The sequence below is a fragment of the Flavobacterium swingsii genome, from assembly GCF_900111965.1.
Classification (GTDB): Bacteria; Bacteroidota; Bacteroidia; order Flavobacteriales; family Flavobacteriaceae; genus Flavobacterium; species Flavobacterium swingsii.
The window spans coordinates 348,977-367,084 of record NZ_FOJT01000002.1 but is presented as its reverse complement, the minus strand read 5'-3'; the positions used below and the strand labels follow the sequence as shown (position 1 = coordinate 367,084).

At 30.9% G+C, this 18,108-nt stretch carries 16 protein-coding genes; 10 read left to right on the top strand and 6 right to left on the bottom strand.

Annotation, left to right across the window (positions count from 1 at the left end; genetic code table 11):
* Positions 1-5 precede the first annotated feature (5 nt).
* The gene (locus BM053_RS04505; RefSeq protein ID WP_091474481.1) at positions 6-4,025 is read right to left on the bottom strand and encodes a PAS domain S-box protein; all 4,020 of its coding nucleotides are present in this window, start codon (positions 4,023-4,025) and stop codon (positions 6-8) included.
* Between the two features lie 104 nt (positions 4,026-4,129).
* Complete coding sequence (locus tag BM053_RS04500; RefSeq protein WP_091474479.1) at positions 4,130-5,359, bottom strand: glycosyltransferase family 4 protein; 1,230 nt, start codon at positions 5,357-5,359, stop codon at positions 4,130-4,132.
* 96 nt (positions 5,360-5,455) lie between these two features.
* Between BM053_RS04500 and miaE the strand changes: the two genes are divergently transcribed.
* Genes miaE through BM053_RS04485 form a run of 3 tightly spaced genes read left to right on the top strand, consistent with a single transcriptional unit; the run spans position 5,456 to position 6,675 of the window.
* Positions 5,456-6,037, top strand: a complete 582-nt coding sequence (gene miaE, locus BM053_RS04495; RefSeq protein WP_091474477.1) for a MiaE family protein — start codon at positions 5,456-5,458, stop codon at positions 6,035-6,037.
* 17 nt (positions 6,038-6,054) lie between these two features.
* Positions 6,055-6,339, top strand: a complete 285-nt coding sequence (locus BM053_RS04490; RefSeq protein ID WP_091474475.1) for a DUF2752 domain-containing protein — start codon at positions 6,055-6,057, stop codon at positions 6,337-6,339.
* Positions 6,340-6,345: 6 nt separating this feature from the next.
* Complete coding sequence (locus BM053_RS04485) at positions 6,346-6,675, top strand: CCC motif membrane protein (RefSeq protein WP_091474473.1); 330 nt, start codon at positions 6,346-6,348, stop codon at positions 6,673-6,675.
* 69 nt (positions 6,676-6,744) lie between these two features.
* Here the strand turns inward: BM053_RS04485 and rocD are convergent, their stop codons facing one another.
* A complete protein-coding gene (gene rocD / locus BM053_RS04480; RefSeq protein ID WP_091474470.1) occupies positions 6,745-7,989 on the bottom strand; it encodes an ornithine--oxo-acid transaminase in 1,245 nt (414 codons plus the stop codon).
* 99 nt (positions 7,990-8,088) lie between these two features.
* A complete protein-coding gene (locus BM053_RS04475) occupies positions 8,089-8,634 on the bottom strand; it encodes a DUF1697 domain-containing protein (protein ID WP_091474467.1) in 546 nt (181 codons plus the stop codon).
* A gap of 86 nt (positions 8,635-8,720) precedes the next feature.
* Between BM053_RS04475 and BM053_RS04470 the strand changes: the two genes are divergently transcribed.
* The 5 genes from BM053_RS04470 to BM053_RS04450 all read left to right on the top strand — a co-directional run bounded on the left by BM053_RS04470 (position 8,721) and on the right by BM053_RS04450 (position 15,003).
* Positions 8,721-11,504, top strand: coding sequence for a CUB domain-containing protein (locus BM053_RS04470; protein ID WP_091474465.1), 2,784 nt, complete (start codon positions 8,721-8,723; stop codon positions 11,502-11,504).
* A gap of 140 nt (positions 11,505-11,644) precedes the next feature.
* Positions 11,645-13,057 carry a 23S rRNA (uracil(1939)-C(5))-methyltransferase RlmD gene (gene rlmD / locus BM053_RS04465; protein ID WP_091474463.1) on the top strand — a complete coding sequence of 471 codons (1,413 nt, stop codon included), beginning with the start codon at positions 11,645-11,647 and terminating at the stop codon, positions 13,055-13,057.
* A gap of 9 nt (positions 13,058-13,066) precedes the next feature.
* The gene (locus BM053_RS04460) at positions 13,067-13,573 is read left to right on the top strand and encodes a DUF6452 family protein (RefSeq protein ID WP_091474461.1); all 507 of its coding nucleotides are present in this window, start codon (positions 13,067-13,069) and stop codon (positions 13,571-13,573) included.
* The gene (locus BM053_RS04455) at positions 13,545-14,255 is read left to right on the top strand and encodes a DUF6048 family protein (protein ID WP_091474459.1); all 711 of its coding nucleotides are present in this window, start codon (positions 13,545-13,547) and stop codon (positions 14,253-14,255) included. The genes BM053_RS04460 and BM053_RS04455 overlap by 29 nt, the downstream gene beginning before the upstream one ends.
* A gap of 100 nt (positions 14,256-14,355) precedes the next feature.
* Positions 14,356-15,003 carry a hypothetical protein gene (locus BM053_RS04450; protein ID WP_091474456.1) on the top strand — a complete coding sequence of 216 codons (648 nt, stop codon included), beginning with the start codon at positions 14,356-14,358 and terminating at the stop codon, positions 15,001-15,003.
* Between the two features lie 53 nt (positions 15,004-15,056).
* Here BM053_RS04450 and BM053_RS04445 read toward each other — a convergent pair whose 3' ends face one another.
* Together BM053_RS04445 and BM053_RS04440 are read right to left on the bottom strand one after the other, a co-directional pair.
* On the bottom strand, positions 15,057-15,290 hold the full coding sequence (locus BM053_RS04445; protein ID WP_091474454.1) for a hypothetical protein: 234 nt from the start codon (positions 15,288-15,290) through the stop codon (positions 15,057-15,059).
* A complete protein-coding gene (locus BM053_RS04440) occupies positions 15,283-16,467 on the bottom strand; it encodes a THUMP domain-containing class I SAM-dependent RNA methyltransferase (protein WP_091474452.1) in 1,185 nt (394 codons plus the stop codon). The genes BM053_RS04445 and BM053_RS04440 overlap by 8 nt, the downstream gene beginning before the upstream one ends.
* 123 nt (positions 16,468-16,590) lie before the next feature.
* Here BM053_RS04440 and BM053_RS04435 point away from each other — a divergent pair, with 123 nt between their 5' ends.
* Positions 16,591-17,355 (top strand): methyltransferase domain-containing protein, encoded by a 765-nt coding sequence (locus BM053_RS04435; RefSeq protein WP_091474450.1) that lies wholly within the window; start codon positions 16,591-16,593, stop codon positions 17,353-17,355.
* A gap of 81 nt (positions 17,356-17,436) precedes the next feature.
* Positions 17,437-18,105 carry a ZIP family metal transporter gene (locus BM053_RS04430; protein WP_091474448.1) on the top strand — a complete coding sequence of 223 codons (669 nt, stop codon included), beginning with the start codon at positions 17,437-17,439 and terminating at the stop codon, positions 18,103-18,105.
* Positions 18,106-18,108 lie beyond the last annotated feature (3 nt).

Sequence of the window (18,108 nt, the reverse complement as noted above, 5' to 3'; positions counted from 1 at the left end):
CCTTTTTATTGTAACCATTTCAGTAATATATTTTCAAAAACTTCTTTTATAATTGGTTTCGAAATATAATCGTTCATTCCTGTTTCTATACATTTTTCCTTTTCGCCTTTTATTGTGCCAGCTGTTAGTGCAATTATTGGAATTATTTTATCTATTTTTCTTATTTTTTGAGCAGTTTCATATCCATTTAAAATTGGCATTTGAATATCTAATAATATAATATCTGGTTCGACTTCCAGATACTTATCTATTCCTAGTTGACCATTTACGGCTTCATAAATTACTGTGTTGGGCATTATTTTTTTTACTAATGTCCTAGCAAGCAACATATTAATTTTATTATCTTCTACGATTAATACTTTTTTATTTAAATTAAAAACGTCATTTTTATAGAACTGTCTTACATCTTCGTATTCTACTTCAATATTATTTATGTTTACTTCATTGGCTTTAGAATAGGCGAGATTAAGATCGAAGAAAAAAGTGCTTCCTTTTTGTAAATCACTATTCAATTCTAACTTACTACCCATTAATCCTAAAATATTATTTGAAATGGTAAGTCCTAAACCTGTTCCTCCAAAATTACGAGTTGTCGAGTTATCTTCTTGCGAAAATGGCTCGAATATTTTTTTGTGGTTGTCTTTCTTAATCCCAATACCACTGTCTATTACGGAAAACTTGAGTATTACGTTAGTTTCAGTTTTTGATTCGACTAAAATATGTAATTCGACTTTTCCTTTGTTTGTAAATTTTACCGCATTAGATAATAGGTTGAGTAAAATTTGCTTTATTCTCAAAGCATCAATCGAAATATATTCAGGAGCTTCTTTGTCTATAGTTAAGTTTAATGAAATATTTTTTTGTTCGGAATCGAAACGAATAATATCGATTATTTGATTTGCAAGCTCATACAGGTTTACAATTTGATAATCAAGTTCTAATTTTCCTGTTTCAATTTTTGAAAAATCTAAAATATCATTTACAACTTCTAACAAAATATTTGCCGATTGGTTTACTGTTGCGATATATTCTGACTGATTTGTGTCTAGTTTTGTGTCTTGCAATAAGTTTGAAAAACCTACAATTGCATTTAGCGGAGTTCGAATCTCATGACTCATATTTGCTAAAAATTCGGATTTTGCTCTGTTTGAAGCTTCTGCAAATTCTCTAGCTTTAATTTGAGATTCAATAGTTTTTTTCTCGGTAATATCTATTAGAATTCCTTCTATATAGGTTACAATTCCTTCTTTTACAATTACATCTCCAAATTCTTCAACCCATATATATTCTCCATTTTTTCTTTTAAGCCTATATGTTAGATGAAAAGGCTCTTTCTTAATTATTGATTCTTTATTTATCTTAATTGCAAGGGATTTATCATCTGGATGAAGAAGGTCTATTAATGAGATGTTTTTGTTTAGAAATTCACTTTTGTGGTATCCTGTTAATTTTTGAATTTCATCATTAACGAAAATTTTAGACCAATTATCATCATTTTCAGATAAATAGACTGTTCCTGGAATGTTATTTGCCAGTAACTTAAATCTATCTTCACTTTCTTGAAGCAAAATTTCGCTTTCTATCCGCTCGATTGTTGTAGAGATATTATTTGCTAAAATTTGCAAAACCCCAACTTCATCTTCTGACCAAGTACGCCCGTAAGTGCAATCATCAAAACCTATCGAGCCATAAAATTGATTTTTCACAAAAATCGGGAATATTAAGATTGTTAATATGTTTTGTTTTTCTAATCTCTTTTTTATTTTTTCATCTTTAATATCCTTAATAACGGCATTATAAACCTTATTTTTTGAGAGATAATTTATAAAAAGTTCATTCTCAGAATGCGGCATGTTTTGTAACTCTGGATTATTAATCTGAGCTTCGATATTTGTATTTACCCATTCGTTTTTTTGGCTCATTGTTTTTTGCAACGGATTATTTTCAAAATAATAAATTCGGTCTACTTTTGTAGATTTTGCTACTATAGAAAAAATGTCTGTTAAAATTGAGTGAATATTATTACTCTTCAATAATTTTTCAGTCGATTTTGCAATTGATAATAAAATTTCTGATTTCAAAGCCAATTTTTGTTCCGTTTCAATACGTTTTTTAGACTCAACAACTAACGAAATTATATCAGCTATAGAACGTGCAAAACTAACATCATCAGTATCCCATTTTCTGATTTTTCCTGTATTTTGCATACATAATACTCCAACTTTTTCTCCGTTTGCAATTACCGCGACATCGATCATCGATTTTATATTGTGATTATTGTAATTACTAACAAACTCCTGAACATAATTATTATTAAAAACATTTTCAGAAACAATAACATTTTGTTTTTCAATTCCTTCAAAAAATTGAGGACAATCTGATTTTAATATTTCTTTTGGGTTTGAAAATGTATTTTTATTCAAATCATATAGACTCTCGCACGTAATTTTGTCATTCAAATAATTCCAATAACTTATCCGATTAATTCCTGAACCTTTAGATGCATATTTTAATATTTTATTAATAATTTCGTAAAACGAATCATCGTGTGTGTATCTGTTTGCTATTAGATTATTAATGATTTTATTATAAACCTCTATTTTTTCTTGTCTATTTTTTTGTTCAAATTCTAAATTTTTTATAAATGAAATATCTCTTGCAATGGCAAGATGTCCAATTATTTTTCCCTTTGCATTTCTAGATAGAGTAACCTTTTGTGATACCCATAATTCTTGCCCATCTTTTTTTATTATTGGAAATTCTATATACGGAATTTCGTCATTAGTAAGTGAGCAATCCATATAAAATTTTGTAACCGTATCTACATAATCTTTATGTACAAATAATGAAAAATGTTTTCCTATTCCTTCTTCTATCTTATAATCTAATAATTTTTCGGCAAATTCATTTATAAATGTAAAATTGCCATATTTGTCTGTTTCGTAAATAATATCCGAAGCAGATTCTATAAGGTTTTTGTATTGGTTTTCGACTTCAATTTGTTCTGTTACGTCTTGACCAATTCCTAGATATAATTCTTCTGAATATTTTGAATCTTTCCATTGAATATATTTATAATTACCATTTTTACATTTTAATTTTCTAGTGTATAATTTTGGACTTATTTCATAATCGATTGTTGTAAATTCTTTATCGTCTGTTAATTTCCAAAAATTAAATCCTTTAACTTCTTCTGAGGTATAGCCTAAAATACGATTTATGTTTTCGCTGCAATAGATGACTTCTCCTTTTTTATTTACTGCTAGAACAAGCGAAGTTCCATTATTTACAATGTTATCAGCAAAAAGAAACTTGTCTTTTGAATTAAGGTTTGTAATATGTCTTATATGATTTAATATCGATATTAAAACTGAAAAAGATAAAAAAACAACTGCTTCTTTTTTATTAATAAATTCTAATAAATACAATAAACAAATTATAGTTAGAACTGAAAAAACGAATAACCAGTAATATTTTAAAACCCTAAAAACATTGTATGATAAGAAATACATAATTGCAAACTCGATTGCAGATGCGATACTCGTTGGGTATACTATTATTTTATAAATAGTTGATATTCCGTAAAATATAAAAACTACAGCGAAAATTATGGCTATATTATTATACACACTTTTATATTTTTTGCTAAGAAAATATATTAGTAATAAGACGAAACCTGTAATAAGATTAAGTTCTAAGGTATTTCTCTCTCTAACTCCAGTAAATTCGATTACTAAATCTATTACTGGAATTATAATTCCTAGAAATAAAAAATATAAACTAAGTTGTTCGTTTGTGGATTCAATTTTCGAATAGTTTTTTACAAAATCTTTATTGTAGTTGGAAGATTTTCTGAAAAGAATATTTATTAGTAAATATAAAATCCCAACAACACTCAAAATAAACCACCAGCTAGAAAAAATAGGTTTTTGAATTGGTATAATTTTTTGATAATCTACAACTTGACCAATCAAAGATTGATTAATTACAAATAATAAAATAAAATATAAATATTTTTTTAACATCAAAACCGCTTATTTAAACCTATTTATCTTAATTTTTTATAAGATGTATGCACATAAAGTTAACACATTTTAGGAAACAAATACACTATACAATAAAAAAACTCTTACTTATTTTTTTCTTCAATCCAGCGTGACATATATTTTGTGCTTAATGCTGTGTGATGTAGTAACAAATTCCCCATAAAATTTTGCTTTCTATGGCTTTCTAAATTCGATTGTAGAAAATTAATTTTATCTGCAAACATATTTTCAAATAAATCGACTTTAAATCTATTTTCCAAAATTTTAAATCCGTTTTTTTGAGATTGATTCCAAATACTTTCCTCTTGATATAACAACACTACTTTAGATGCAAATTCGTTAAAATCATCAGCTATAAATCCGTTCCAATTATAATTTGCATTTATTCCTTCTGCACCAATATTCGTAGTAATACTTGGAGTTCCTAATTGCATGGCTTCGAGTAGTTTTCCTTTTAGACCAGCTCCAAAACGTATTGGGGCAAGCAAAATTTTTGCGTTTCTAATTACATCTCTTGCATTTTCAGCACGGCCATGAATCATGAAATTTTCTTTTGGATTGTGTAATTGCAATACTTTTTGCGACGGATAAGCGCCATAAATATGCATTATTGCATCAGGTAATTCTTTCCTTATTTCTGGCCAAATCTTCTCTTTAAGTTGTTTTACTGCGTCCCAATTGGGTTCGTGAAGAAAGTTCCCTATAAATACAAAATCTTTCTTTTGATGAAAACTCAATATCAAATTTTCTGCTGTAAAACCATAAAACAAAGGTAAATAATGTAATAAATCAGGATTTATTTTGAATGTTTCTATTAAAATTTTCATCTCAAATTCTGATATGATTAATGACAAATCGCATCGCAAAATACTAGCGATTTCTCGTTTAGCTATTTCAGATGTTAACAAATCCGAAAGTTGAAATTCTATGTTTTTCTTAACCGCATTTTGACGCGTTAATCTTAAGCAATGTAAATCTTCGGTATCTAAAATTCGTAATGCATTTGGGCAGTTTTCGTAAACGCGCCAGCCAAACTGTTCTTCGATAACAAATCGGTCAAACAATACCATTTCAGGATTTAATTCTTTTATAAAATCATCGAAAGTGTTAGAATTTAGAACAATCTTTTGTGTTGTAACTCCAATAGATTTTAAGTCATAAGAAAAATCACTTTCCTGTGCTGCCGATGCAAAAACAACAGAAAACCCTTGTTTTTGAAACAACTCAATCAGTTGCAACATTCGTGTTCCTGCTGCCGAAGATTTTGGTTCTGGCCAAACCAAACCTATTATTAAAAGTGTCTTATTTTTCAATCTAAAAAATTTTATGCAAAATACGATTATTAATTATTTTATTCGAGGTTAAAATCAAAACTAAAAAATGTAATTTTACAGTCTTATTTTTAAGTTATGTTAGGATTAAAATTAAAAACCGACCCACGCTGGGTAAACATCGTAGAATCGAACATAGAAGAAATTCTTACTGATCACGCTTGGTGCGAACAAAAAGCAGCCACAAATGTAATTACCATAATTACTTACAATTCCGAACATGAAGAATTAGTAACCGAATTGCTTAAAATCGCCAAAGAAGAAATAGATCATTTTCAGATGGTTCATGAAATTATTAAAGAACGTGGACTAACTTTAGGGCGAGAACGCAAAGACCATTACGTAAACGAATTGTTCAAATTTCTAAAAAAAGACGGTAGTCGTAATGATGCTTTTGTAGATAGATTACTATTTTCGGCAATGATTGAAGCTAGAAGTTGCGAGCGTTTTAAGGTGCTTTCTCAAAATATTAAAGACAAAAAACTAGCGGATTTTTATAGAGAACTCATGATTAGCGAAGCAGGACATTATACTACATTTTTAGGATTTGCCAGAAAATATTCAGAAAAAGTTGATGTAGACAAACGTTGGGCAGAATGGTTAGAATTTGAAGGTGAACTCATCTCAAATTATGGAACAAAAGAAACCATTCACGGCTAATTATTTAAAGTCAAAAAATGAAAATCGAAGACTTCATGATTCCCTGCGTTAACAAAACACTCTTTGGTATAGATTGTTTCGGTTGTGGTACGCAAAGAGCATTCGTTTTAATCCTAAAAGGAGAATTTGTTGAAGCTTTTTATATGTTTCCTGCCATTTATACTACTATTTTATTTTTTATAATTCTGGGATTAAACTTTATTGACAAATCTAGAAATTACCACAAAATAATTATTTCATTGGCAATTATTAATGCTTTTATTATGGTAATTTCTTACATTTACAAACTAACAAACTTTTAAAAAACTATGGAAAAACAAAAATTACCAAATGGAACTGCTGTCCTTATTTTAGGAATTTTATCAATTATTACCTGTTGTTGTTATGGAGTTGGTTTAATTTTAGGAATTATAGCTTTCGTCTTAGCTAAAAAAGACATTGCATTATATGCAGCAAATCCTGAATTATATTCTAATTATAAAAATGTAAATACAGGTAAAATATTAGCCATTATTGGTATTGTTTTAAGCGCAATATACTTACTTTTTGTTATTTGGATGATTGCTACATTTGGATATGAGAACATGCAAAATCCAGCATTGATGCAAGAAAAAATGAGAGAATTAATGGGCCAATAATTCCATTTAAAAACATAAAAAAACCGCTTCAACTAATTTCGAAGCGGTTTTTTATTTTACTATACTTTCTTATTTTTCAAATTGTTTCAATGTTTTAATAATTATCGAAACACAATCTAACAATTGTTCTTCATTCATTACTAATGGTGGTGCAAAACGAATAATATTTCCGTGAGTTGGTTTGGCTAACAATCCGTTATCACGCAAAGCCATACAAATATTCCAAGCGGTATCACTTTCTTCGGTATCATTTATCACAACTGCGTTTAACAAACCTTTTCCACGAACTAAAGTTGCAATGGTTGAAGTTTCGATAAATTTAGCTAATTCCGAACGGAAAATCTTTCCTAATCTCTCAGCATTATCAGCTAATTTTTCATCAGTAACAACTTGAAGTGCTGCAATAGCAACCGCCGCCGCAATTGGGTTTCCACCAAAAGTAGAACCATGTTGACCTGGCTTAATCACATTCATAATAGCATTATTTGCTAAAACTGCCGAAACCGGATAAGCTCCACCCGAAATTGCTTTTCCTAAAACTAAAATATCTGGTTGTACATTTTCGTGATTTACTGCTAATAATTTACCCGTACGAGCAATTCCTGTTTGTACTTCGTCAGCAATAAATAAAACATTATGTGCTTCACAAAGTGCTTTGGCTTTTGCCAAATAACCTTCTGCAGGAACGTAAACACCAGCTTCACCTTGAATAGGTTCTACCAAAAATCCTGCAATATTTTTTGATGCTTTTAATACATTTTCTAAAGCTGTCAAATCATCATAAGCGATGCTAATAAAACCAGCGGTGTAAGGACCAAAGTTTTTACGTGCATTCTCATCGTTAGAAAACGAAATAATTGTCGTTGTTCTTCCGTGAAAGTTTCCGTCGCAAACAATAATTTGTGCTTCATTTTCGGCGATTCCTTTTTTCTCGTAAGCCCATTTTCTACATAGTTTCAAAGCAGTTTCTACCGCTTCGGCACCAGTATTCATTGGTAATACTTTATCAAAACCAAAATAATTGGTAATAAATTCTTCGTAAGGTCCTAATTTGTCATTATAAAAAGCACGAGAAGTTAATGTTAATGTTTGAGCTTGTTCTATCATAGCTCCCACAATTTTTGGGTGACAATGACCTTGATTTACTGCCGAATAAGCCGACAAGAAATCATAATATTTTTTTCCTTCAACATCCCAAACATATACGCCTTCTCCACGAGCCAAAACAACTGGAAGCGGATGGTAATTGTGTGCTCCGTGTTTGTCTTCTAAAGCAATAATTTCTTGTGAACTGATTTTTTCTAATACTGACATGGTAATAATTGTATTGATTTTAGTAATCTCAATTCCTTCTTTTGGAGAGAAATCATCCCTATTTTCGACAAAAATAATGAATATTCTTCAATTTACTGCTTATCTTTCTTCAAACATTTCCAACAACTTGGTAACCGTATTCCAGTTTCTGATCGTTGCCGTTACACTTAGTTTCTTTTCGATATATTTCTGATCTAATCTGGTTTTCCCTGCGCCAATATCATATTTAATGTAAATTCTGCTAGAATCAATACTCGCTTCATCAGGTTTAAACTGGCTGATTTTTAAATCATTTAGCGCCGAAGCATTCAATTCTTTCGAAATAAAAGCTACATACAATTTTTTCGTATCTATTTCTTTTTCTTTTAGATAGGTATTATTTTTAAAACAATCTTCTAAATCTTTTTTACCAATAACAACGATAGGAACATCATGACCAAAAACCTTAAAAATCTCCTGTTTGATTGTAAAACCAACACTTGGACCGTTTTCTTCTTCCGAATCTACAAATACATTTCCTGATTGAATATACGTTTGCACATTTTGGAAACCAATATTTTCTAATGCAATTTTTAATGCATCCATTTTTATCATATTGTGTCCGGAAACATTGATGCCACGTAGAAGAGCGAGATGGGTTTTCATATTAAATTAAAATTTTAACAAAAGTATTTTTTCTAAACCAGTATAACAAGAAAAAGTATATATTTGATTTTCAAACTATTACTTTTATGGAAAAAAAAATACTCTACCTTTTTTTATTAATTACATTCTCTGCTAATTCTCAATCTTGGGAAATAAAGTCCAACAAAAATTACAACCTTATTTTTGAAGAAGCTTATGCACTTTATCCTGATATTCCAAAAGGAATTTTAGAATCTATTGCTTATACCAACACGCATTTAAATCATATTGTACCCAATCTTGAACATCAAAGTTGTATCGGTTTACCAAACGTTTATGGTGTGATGGGCTTAACGGATGATGGCAAAAACTATTTCAGAAGCAACTTAAAATTGGTTAGTATTTTATCTGGTTTTTCTGAAAAAGAAATAAAAGAAATTCCGCAAACAAACATTTTAGCGTATGCAAAAGCGTACAACACTTTATTGCAACAAACTGAAGATAAATCGATTGAAAACCAGCGCGCAATTTTAAATCAGTTAAGCGAATTACCACAGCAAAATTCTTATTTTTTAGATTCGTTTTTTTATTCAGTGTTAATGAATATCAACCAATCGCAATTTCAAGCCATTCATAAATTACCCAATTATAACATCAATTTTCAAAAAGTTTTTGGTCAAAATTTAAATATTTTACAATCGAAATCGATAAAAATCACGAAAGATAAAATTGAAACCGAAGACGGACAAACTTACCAACAAAACAAAATAATGGCGCCACCTTGCGGTGATGTTTCGGCAGGATTTCCCTATACTGTTTTGGCAGCTCCAGCCGATCCTGGAAATTATAGTTCACGTAGTGGTACCGCAATAACTCACGTAACTATTCACACCATGCAAGGTTCGTATGCAGGTGCTATTTCATGGTTTCAAAACCCTACGGCAAACGTTTCGGCACATTACAATATTCGTGCTTCCGATGGTCAAATTACACAATCTGTTTGCGAAATTGATAAAGCTTGGCACGTGAGTAATTCTAATCCATATGCCATTGGAATAGAGCATGAAGGTTTTGTTGAAGATGCTTCTTGGTACACCAATATCATGTATGTTGTTTCGGCAAAGTTAACTGAAGATATTGCAACTCGCCGTGGAATTAACCTAAAAAGAACCTACGATAAAAATGGAGATAGTGGTACAAATTCTATTAGCGATGGATGCTTCAAAGTAAAAGGACACCAACATTTTCCTGCTCAAACCCACGTAGATCCAGGACCGTATTGGGATTGGAATCGATATTATGATTTACTAAATCCAGCTTCTGATGCTACAACAAATACTTATACAGCGTGCAACGGAACGTTTTATGATTCGGGTGGTTCCGCTGGAAATTATGGTAACGACGAACGTACTTTTTATCTCATAAAACCTATTGGAGCAGGAACAGTGTCTCTAAACTTTACCGCTTTAAATTTAGAAGCAGGATACGATTATCTATATGTTTATGATGGCGAAAGTTATAACGACCCTCTCATTGCAACCTTAAATGGCACTACTCTACCTGGTACAATTACTGGCACAAGTGGCAAATTATTATTGGAATTTAGAACTGATTGTTCAACAGTAGGTTCAGGCTGGGCGGCCAACTGGTCATGTAATACTACAGCACCAATTTGTGAAGAACCAACGACTCTAACTGAAAATAATATTACACACAACACTGTTCGGTTTGATTGGGCTGATGTAGCCACAGCAACTTCTTACGAGATAAGATACAGACATGTTTTAAATACTTTTTGGGATACATTTACCACAACAATTTCTCAATATGATGCCACCGGATTAGCTTCAGATGGACATTATTTATGGCAGGTACGAGCCATTTGTAACGAACAAGACCGTTCCGCTTGGATTAGTAAGGAATTCATTAAAGCTACTGTTGCTGCAAACATGACCACAACTATTTGTACTGGTCGTTTTACAGATGTTGGAGAAGAAATTGGTGGTTACCGTAACAACGAAAACTACACGTTTACTATTGCACCAACAGGAGCTTCATCAGTAAAATTGACCTTTGAAAGTTTTAATACAGAACTTAATTATGATTTTCTTAGAATTTATGATGGCCCCACAACCGCTTCAACTTTGTTGGGAACGTATTCTGGAACAACTATTCCTCCAGTAATTAATTCATCTGGCGGAAGCTTAACACTAAGATTTACTTCCGATAATTCGACAACAAAAGCAGGTTGGGTAGCCAGTTGGACCTGTTGCGATGCTAAAGAAATCAATATCACAGGGAATGGCAACAACGTATTATATAACAGCGTGACAACAAGCACTACAAACAACACCAATTTTGGTACTGTAAGCGCCGATACAACTAAATCTTTTAAAATTAATAATACTGGTTCTACACCATTAACTGTTAAAAATATTGGAATTTCAGGAACTGATGCTTCAAGTTTTACGATTTCAGGAGTTACTTTTCCAGCGGTTATTGCTGCTTCGGGGAATTTAGCTTTTAGTATAGATTTTGGAATCAGTACGACAGGAACTAAAAATGCAACTGTAATTATTAACAATGACGATTGCAATGAAGCATTGTACAATTATGCAATTCAGGCAACTTACAGCACATTATCACTATCTGAATTTGAAAATTCGAGCAACATTTTAGTGTATTCAAATGGAAGCGCAATTCATGTTGATTCTTCTTTAGAAATCATCAAATCGGTTCGTATTTTTGATGTTTTAGGTCGACAATTATATGAAAATGACAATGTAAACAGTACTGCTTTTAAAGTAAATTTGGTTTCCAATAAAAATATTTTACTCGTTCAAGCAAAAACTGAATCAGGAAGTTTTAAAACAGTGAAAATAATTCATTAACAAAGTTAAAAGCACAAATCATTCAAACTAAAAAAGCTGCAATTAGTATCGATTGCAGCTTTTTTTATACAATATATTTCTAAATTTCATACTTCTAATTTTATAGTTCGTAAAGCGCTTCATTTTATTATCTTTGCAACATGGGAAAAAAAATAACAGACAAAATCGTTTTTGATACGGTAAAAGTCCTTGATGCGGGTGCAAAAGGCGTTTCGGTAGCTAAGGCTCCTGATGGTAAAGTAATTTTTATATCTAATGTCGTGCCTGGCGATGTGGTCGATGTGCAAACTTTCAAGAAGCGTAAGGCTTATTATGAGGGAAAAGCCATCAATTTTCATGAATATTCTGAACACAGAACGGAACCTATTTGCGAACATTTTGGTGTTTGTGGTGGTTGTAAATGGCAGAATATGAAATATTCGCAACAATTACATTACAAACAAAATGAAGTTTATAACAATTTAAAAAGAATTGGAAAGGTAGAAATGCCTGAATTCGAGCCAATTTTAGGCTCTGAAAAGCAGTTCTTTTACAGAAATAAAATGGAATTTGGTTTTTCGAACGCTCGTTGGATGACCGAAGCCGAAATAAAAAGTGAGGAAGAATTTGATGACCGAAATGCCTTGGGTTTTCATATTCCAAAAATGTGGGACAAAATTTTAGATATTACCAAATGTCATTTGCAAGAAGATCCTTCAAATGCAATTCGTAACGAAATCCGTCGTTTTGCAATAGAAAATGATTTACAGTTCTTCAATCCAAGAAATCACGAAGGTTTACTTAGAACATTAATGATTCGTACCGCTTCGACTGGTGAAATCATGGTTTTGATTCAGTTTTTTGAAGAAAATAAAGTACAACGCGAATTGATTATGAATCATTTGGCTGAAACTTTTCCAGAAATTACATCATTACAATATGTGATAAATGGAAAACCAAATGACACGATTTATGACCAAGATGTAAAACTTTTTAAAGGTCGTGATTATATTTTAGAAGAAATGGAAGGTTTAAAATTTAGTATTAATGCCAAATCTTTCTACCAAACCAATTCTGAACAAGCTTACGAATTATACAAAATAACTAGAGATTTTGCTGGATTAACAGGAAATGAACTGGTTTACGATTTATATACTGGAACTGGAACTATTGCACAATTCGTATCAAAACAAGCCAAAAAAGTAATTGGAGTTGAAGCTGTTCCTGAAGCTATTCTTGATGCTAAAGAAAATGCAAAACGCAATAATATTACCAATTGCGAGTTTTTTGTTGGTGATATGAAAAACGTTTTCAATGATGCATTTATAGCCCAACATGGTCACCCTGACGTAATTATTACCGATCCACCTCGTGATGGAATGCACGCTGATGTAGTGAAACAAATCTTAAATATTGCTCCTGAAAAAGTAGTTTATGTAAGTTGTAATTCAGCAACACAAGCCCGTGACTTGGCGCTTATGGACGAAATGTACAAAGTAACTCGTGTGAGACCTGTAGATATGTTTCCACAAACACATCATGTTGAAAATGTTGTACTTTTGGAAAAACGATAATTAATTTCGATGAAAAAACTAATTATAGCTTCGATTGTCTTAGTAATTGCATTTTTATTCTGGAATTGCGAGAAAGATGATATTTGCGAAGACGGAACGCCAACAACACCAAGAATGATTGTTGAGTTTTATGATAATTTAGAACCTACAACAAAAAAAACTGTTACTAATTTAGGAATTGTTGCCGACGGAATGACAACTGGGCTTTTGTATAATGGTGTAAGTAAAATTGAAGTTCCGCTACAAACCACTGCTGATATTACTAAATATAGTTTCATTTTTGATTCACAAAATGTAGATACTTCACTTCGAAATACGGACAAAATAACCATCAATTATACAAAAACTGATGTTTTTATTTCTAGAGCTTGTGGTTACAAAACCGTTTTTAGTTTGCTTGATAATCCTAACGGAATTGTAAAAACTATTGATACTGATAATTGGATTAAAGAAATTGTAATTCAGAAATATAAAATTCTTAACGAAGATGAAGTTCATGTTAAAATTTTCTTTTAATATCCTAATTCTATTCTTATCGTTTGGCACTTTTGCACAAGATAAAAAGAAAGACACAATTGTACCTAAAACACAACGATATGGTTTGCGTGTCGGTGTCGATTTGTCTAAACTAGCCAGAACAGTTTACGATAAAAATTATAAAGGTTTAGAATTTGTAGGCGATTATCGTTTGACAAAAAAAATGTATCTCGCCGCAGAAATTGGTAACGAAACTAAAACCACCGACGATAACACGCTAAACTTTACAACCAAAGGAACTTATTTTAAAGTAGGTTTCGATTCTAACAATTACGAAAACTGGTTAGACATGGAAAACATGATTCACATTGGTTTGCGATATGGAGTCAGTTCTTTTAGTCAAGAATTAAATAATTATAAAATATACAATACTGACACTTATTTTCCAGTTGCCCAACCAGTTGCTGTTGGCACAAAATACAACGGATTATCTGCACAATGGGTTGAAGTTGTTGCAGGTATGAAAGTAGAATTGTTTAATAATCTCTATGCCGGATTTAGTGGTCGTCTAAACTATCTGGTTTCGAACAAAAAACCTGAGAATTTTGATAATTTGTACATTCCTGGTTTTAATAGAACTTACGACGGAAAATTTGGTGTAGGTTGGAATTATACAATTAGTTATTTCATTCCTTTGTATAAATCTAGTGGCAAAAAATAGTAAATTCTAAAAAGGAAATGAAAAAATAATCTCTCCATCTATACTTGGATAATTTTATTTTTATCACCAATTAGGCAAATTTAGACGTTAGCCAACATTTATGAAAAACTCAATAATCATACTAACCTTATTTTTTAGTAGTTTGTGTTTAAGTCAAGTTAAAGAGGACAAACTTGATTCAATACTTTCTACAACTACATTAAATCTAAAAGCCAAGAAAGTAATTGATATATTTTGTATTTCACAAAGTTGTTGGGAAACAGTAGGTAGAGAAATTATAGATACGAAAACTGATATAGTAATTAAATCTGAGTTTTTTGAGTTAAATAATTTTACAGCATATGTATTTTGGAAAGAAAATTCCAAAATTTATTTACAGAAATTTGATTACATAAATAAATTTAACCCTATTGAAATTGATGATTTTGGATTGTTTGAAATGATAAAAAAAAACTCTCCAAAAATCAAAAATGAAAAAGTTTTAGAATACGAAACTAGAATTGGATTCAAAAAAGTAGTAATAGATCAATTACCAAGTTGTCAAAGTAAGCTTTATTTTTACAATAAAAAGGATTTACTTATTAAAGAATTTAATGAACACCATCTAAAAACTGAATATTCAGATGGCAGTAATAAAAACTTAAATTACAAATCGAATAGTAAACTAAAAATGATTGAAATATTTAATGTTTGTGATTCAAAAATTGAAGAAGCAAAAGAAAATAAACTATTTCACAAAATAGAATAGTAAACGTCACTTAACAAAGATTTTAGCAAGAAGGAGTTTAAGAATTGAAAAAACTACTTTATCTCCTTAAATCCTTTTATAAAAAGCCATTTCATAAATAATTTCTCGCCTTCATTAGTTTGAATGGTTTGAAATTTTGGAGCCAAAATTGTTCCCACTACAAAAGCAGTAACCGGAATCCAATAACCTTCCAAATTAGTATAAGTTCCTACTAAATAGCGAACTGTAAAAAAGATAATAGCAAATCCTATAAAATTATAAACGAATGATTTTGTTTTTTTAGACATTTTCTTCTTGATTTAAATCATTATTAATTTGAAATTTCGTTCTCTTGCTTCCTTCGTACATTTCGTATTTTACCAATCGAGCTTCTAAACTTCCGTTGAAAAGTTTAATTTTTCGTGAAGGTTTTAATCCTACAAATTTTAATGCTTCAAGGTTTGCTGTAATAAACCAAGCATTTGTATTCGGATAACTTTGTTTTAAAGTATCACCAATTTCTCTATAAAAACGTTCCATTTCGATGTCTAATCGTTCACCGTAAGGTGGATTAAAAACCATGTGCAATTTGCCCTCTGTATTTTTTTCAGTTTCAAAGAAATTTTGCTCAGAAATGGTTACATATTCATCAAGATTAGCGTTTTTTATATTGGCAATCGCTTTCTGAACAGCACTTGGCGCTTTATCGTGACCAACAATCGTATAATGAAATTCTTTAATTTTTTTCATTAACGAATTCATAATACTGTCAAACAATTCGTTGTCCCAATCGTTCCATTTTTCGAAAGCAAATTCCTTACGATTTATATTTGCAGGAATATTACAAGCAATCATAGCGGCTTCGGCAAGAATTGTTCCCGAACCACACATAGGATCTATAAAATGTCCTTGACCTTCCCAACATGAAAGAAGCAACATTCCGGCTGCTAAAACCTCATTTATAGGTGCAATATTCGTTGCAGTTTTGTAACCACGTTGGTGCAATGAAGCTCCAGAAGTATCTAAAGCGACCGAAACCTGATCTTTATCTATGTGAACATTGATTCTCAAATCTGGAAAATCCTTATCTACACTTGGACGAATTCCCGTTTTTGCTCTAAACTGATCTACAATTGCATCTTTACATTTCTGAGAAACAAACTGCGAATGTTTAAAATATTCTGAGTGAACCGTCGTATCTATTACAAAAGTTTGATTGGTATTTAAATATTGAGACCAATCGATTCCTTGAATGTTTTTGTATAAATTCTCGTCACTTTTAGCTCTAAAATAATAGATAGGTTTCAGAATTTTTAAAGCAGTTCGCAAAGACAAATTGGCTTTGTACATAAAACCTTTATCACCAGCAAAACTTACCATTCTGGTTCCCATTTCTACATCTTGCGCACCTAATTGTGTGAGCTCTTTTGCTAATATTTCTTCGAAGCCAAAAAAGGTTTTGGCAATCATTTTAAAATTTTCCATTTTTAATATCAATGTCAATTACAAAAATCAATTCAAAAAGCGTTGTGAATGTTGATGTAATAGTTATTTTTCTGCAAAAATACATTAAATTTGCAGTTATATTTGAATTTCAAAGAACAAACAATGTCAGAATCCGAAAATCCTAATTCTCAAATCGAAAATTCTAAATCAAATAACTGGTTTGCTACATGGTTTGACTCACCTTATTATCACATACTTTACAAGGATAGAAATTACCATGAAGCTCAGGTTTTTATGGATAATCTTACACATTATTTGAATCTTCCCGAAGGTGCGACTGTATTAGATTTAGCTTGCGGCAAAGGTCGCCATGCGATTTATTTAAACCAATTGGGATTTAATGTTTTAGGTGTAGATTTATCGCCAAATAGCATTGCAGAAGCTAGTAAAAACAACAATATACATCTGAATTTTAAAGTTCACGATATGCGTGAGCCGTTTGAAGAAAAATTTGATGCTATTTTTAATTTATTTACCAGTTTTGGATATTTTGAAAGTGATTCCGATAATTTAAAAACATTAATTTCTATAAAAGAAAGCTTGTCGGAATATGGTTTTGCCGTTATCGATTTTATGAATGTAAATCATGTTATACAAAATCTAGTTCCTGAAGAAGTAAAAACGGTTGATGGAATCGATTTTCATATCAAGCGTTATCTAAAAGACAATCACATTTGTAAAGAAATTGATTTTAAAGACAACGGAGAGAAATTTCATTTTACAGAAAAAGTACAAGCATTAACCTTACAAAATTTTGAAGAAATGATGGAAGAAGCAGGTATTTATTTGCTTGATATTTTTGGTGATTATAAGTTAAAGAAATTTCATAAAGCCGAAAGCGAACGATTAATCATGATTTTTAAATAAAATGGCTATTGTTTATTCGGTTAATCGTTTATTTGTTTAATCGATTAACCAAATAAACGATTAACCGAATAAACCAAATTAATGGAATATTTATTACCTCTTTTTTCAGTGTTATTAGGTTTCGGAATTGCTTTGTTTTTGCAACCGAAGAACAAAACCAATCTGAAATTATTACTGGCTTTTAGCGGTTCTTTCTTGTTGGCATTAACCGTTATACATTTATTGCCAGAAGTTTACGAAACAAAAAGTCATGCTATCGGGATTTATATTATGGTTGGAATTTTGTTCCAAATCATACTCGAATTTTTCTCGAAAGGAGCCGAACACGGTCACGTTCATGGTCACGACAAACTAACACAAATGCCTTGGGCGCTTTTTATTAGTTTGTGTTTACACGCTTTGTTAGAAGGTTTTCCGGTAGGTCATCATCATGATTTAGCCATTGGGATTGCGATTCACCACTTCCCTATTGCTATTATTTTAACGACATTTTTCTTGGGTGCTCAGCTAAACAAAACGACTTTATTTTTGTTTATGATAACCTTTGCCGTCATGACACCGTTAGGAACTTTAGTGTCAGAAAACTTTCCTGTTTTAAACGATTATTACACACAAATAACAGCTGTTGTAATTGGAATATTATTTCATATTTCGTCAACTATTATTTTTGAAAGTAGCGAAGGACACAAATTTAATATTGCCAAAATTTCGATGATTATTTTAGGAATTGGATTGGCTTATTTTGTGTAAAAA